This window comes from Bradyrhizobium sp. (genome assembly GCF_036009065.1).
In the GTDB taxonomy this organism is placed as follows: Bacteria; Pseudomonadota; Alphaproteobacteria; order Rhizobiales; family Xanthobacteraceae; genus Bradyrhizobium.
Map to the genome: position 1 here is coordinate 1 of NZ_DASYMN010000367.1, position 2,914 is coordinate 2,914.

The following is a 2,914-nucleotide window of genomic DNA, read 5'->3' on the forward strand; positions in this document are numbered from 1 at the left end:
GGCTGGCGGCCAACATCGCCGTCACGGCTGCGGAGGCAAGGAACCGGGCAAGACTGGACTGCTGACGCATGGCACTTTAACTCATCATAGCCGGCGCATCGATCGAGCCGAATGCGCCCAGCAATAGACTGTTAACCCTAATAGCCGGTTAATGTGCGCTAATCGGCCGGCGCTCTACCGCATCCACAAGACCGAGACCCGCATGACTTCCGCCTTTGAAACCACGCCCGCGACCTCCATTCCGATCACCTTCGCGACCAAGGCGACATGGCACGACGTCAGCGCCACGCTGCCCGCGCAGGCGCGGCAGTTCGCTTTAGCCAACGGCTTTGCGGCCAGGCCGGGCGAGTGCCTGACGCTGCCCGGGGCGGACGGCTCGATCGCACACGTTATCTTCGGCCTGGAGGATGAAACCGCCAAATGGCGCGACCCGTTTCGGCCGGGCCAGTTGCCTGGACTGCTGCCGCCGGGCGTCTACCGCTTCGCCAATGCGCCGCATGATGCGCGCCTTGCGGCGCTTGCCTTCGCGCTCGGCAGTTACCGGTTCAGCCGCTATCGCAAGAATGATGCACCCAACGTCAGGCTGGTGCCCCCTGAAGGGATCGACGTCGCCGAACTTACGCGAATGGCGGAGGCGGTTGCGCTGGCGCGCGACCTCATCAACACGCCGGCCAACGACATGGGGCCGGAGCAACTGGCGGCAGCGGCCGAGGGGCTGGCAAAACGGTTCGGCGCGAATTTCAATTGCATCGTCGGCGACGACCTTATGCGTCAGAATTTTCCGCTGATTCATGCGGTGGGAATGGCATCGGCGCGCGCGCCGCGACTGATCGATTTTACCTGGGGCGACCCTGCGCATCCCAGGGTGACGCTGGTCGGCAAGGGCGTCTGCTTCGATACCGGCGGGCTCGACCTGAAACCGGCGGCCGGAATGCTGGTCATGAAAAAGGACATGGGCGGGGCCGCCAACGTGCTGGCGCTGGCGTCGATGGTGATGGATGCCGGGCTCAAGGTTCGGCTGCGGGTGCTGATCCCGGCAGTGGAGAATGCGGTGGCCGGCAACGCCTTTCGCCCGCTCGATATCTTTACCTCGCGCAAGGGCATTACGGTGGAAATCGGCAATACCGATGCCGAAGGTCGGCTGGTGCTGGCCGACGCCCTTGCGCTGGCCGACGAGGAAGAGCCGGACCTGCTGATTGATCTGGGCACCCTGACCGGCGCAGCGCGGGTGGCATTAGGTCCGGATCTACCGCCGTTTTACACCAACGACGACACGCTGGCGCTGGATGTCGCGGCTCACGCGAAAGCAGAGAATGATCCATTGTGGCGATTGCCGCTATGGGGCCCTTACGAAAGCTGGCTGGATTCCAAGGTCGCGAACATCAACAACGCGCCCTCGGGAACGTTCGCGGGCTCAATCACCTGCGCGCTGTTCCTGCAGCGTTTCGTCGAGACCGCGAAGAGCTGGCTGCACGTCGATATCTACGGCTGGACACCGTCGGCAAAACCGGCGCGTCCCGAAGGCGGCGAATGCCAGGCCGCGCGCGCCATCTACAGATTGTTGAGCGACCGCTATGGATGACCCGCGCCTGATGCCGGCGCGGCCCGATCTCGCCGCGAAGTATCTCGAAGGCAAGGTCAAGGCCACGCGCTTCGCCACAGGCGCGGAATTCGAAATTGTCGATGCCGTCGCGCCGGTGCGGCGCGAGCCAGCTTCCGATGCCGAACTGGCGACACAAGCACTGAAGGGCGACCGAGTCACGATCTACGACCGCAATGGCGAGGGCTGGGCTTGGGGTCAATTGAACAGCGACGGCTATGTTGGCTGGCTTCCCGACCGCGCGCTGGCGAAGCTCGGCGCCATGCCGACGCATAAGGTCACCGCATTACGGACGTTGATGTTTCCCGGTCCGTCGATCAAACTCCCGCCTGCCGATGCGCTTCCACTGGGTGCAAAAGTTTCAATCACGCGCGACGATGGCGAATTCGCGATCACCCATGACGGTTTGTACGTGCCGCAACGGCATCTCGGTCGGCTCGACGTCTATGAGAGTGATTTCGTCGCGGTCGCCGAGCGGTTCATCGGAACACCATATCTGTGGGGCGGTAAGACCAGCCTCGGCGTCGATTGCTCCGGCCTCGTGCAGGTCGCGCTCGACGCCAGCGGAATCGGATGCCCGCGGGACAGCGATATGCAGGAAGCGGCGTTGGGAAGCGCGCTGTCGCAATCGGAACAATTACGGCGCGGCGATCTGATCTTCTGGGAGGGGCATGTCGCGATCGCGCGCGACGCAGAAAGCATCGTTCACGCCAATGCCCATCACATGGCGACCGCGGTCGAAAACACCCGCGCCGCCATCGCCCGCATCAAGGCCGCAGGCAGCGAAATTACCAGCATCAAGCGGCTGTAATAGCAGAAGCTATTGCTCTGCATTCGTCATGGCCGGGCTTGTCCCGGCCATCCACGTTTTGGCCTCACAAACAGAAAGCAAGACGTGGATGCCCGGGACAAGCCCGGGCATGACGCGTGAAAAAATTTCTATTCCGCAACCACAGCACCCGGCGCGGCTTCGATGCGGAACGCAGCGGCAAACAGTGCGCGGGTGTATGCGGTCTTCGGATTTTTGAACAGCTCCGACGCCGGCCCTTCCTCGACCACCTTGCCGTGGCGCATCACGATCAAGTGGCTCGCCAACGAGGCCACCACGCGCAAATCGTGCGAGATGAACATGTAGGTGAGATCGCGCTTGCGCTGCAACTCGCGCAACAGATCGACCATCTGCGCCTGGAACAGCATGTCGAGCGCGGATGTAGGCTCGTCGAGCACCACGAAATTCGGCTCCAGCACCGCCGCGCGCGCGATGGAGATGCGCTGGCGCTGGCCGCCGGAGAATTCATGCGGATAGCGGAACCG

The 2,914-nt window shown here is 63.2% G+C and carries 3 protein-coding genes; 2 read left to right on the forward strand and 1 reads right to left on the reverse strand.

All coding sequences use genetic code 11. The features are described from left to right. Window positions 1-202: 202 nt before the first annotated feature. A complete protein-coding gene (locus VGP39_RS22045) occupies window positions 203-1,582 on the forward strand; it encodes a leucyl aminopeptidase family protein (protein ID WP_327570213.1) in 1,380 nt (459 codons plus the stop codon). Further along, window positions 1,575-2,411, forward strand: coding sequence for a C40 family peptidase (locus tag VGP39_RS22050; protein ID WP_327570214.1), 837 nt, complete (start codon window positions 1,575-1,577; stop codon window positions 2,409-2,411). The genes VGP39_RS22045 and VGP39_RS22050 overlap by 8 nt, the downstream gene beginning before the upstream one ends. A gap of 128 nt (window positions 2,412-2,539) precedes the next feature. On the opposite strand, the gene VGP39_RS22055 is transcribed toward VGP39_RS22050, so the two are convergent. Then, a partial coding sequence (locus VGP39_RS22055; RefSeq protein WP_327570215.1) for an ATP-binding cassette domain-containing protein occupies window positions 2,540-2,914 on the reverse strand: 375 nt, incomplete at its 5' end.

Coding starts and splice junctions, on each gene's coding strand:
- VGP39_RS22045 (WP_327570213.1), top strand. CDS start 203: ATGACTTCCGCCTTTGAAACCACGCCCGCGACCTCCATTCCGATCACC.
- VGP39_RS22050 (WP_327570214.1), top strand. CDS start 1,575: ATGGATGACCCGCGCCTGATGCCGGCGCGGCCCGATCTCGCCGCGAAG.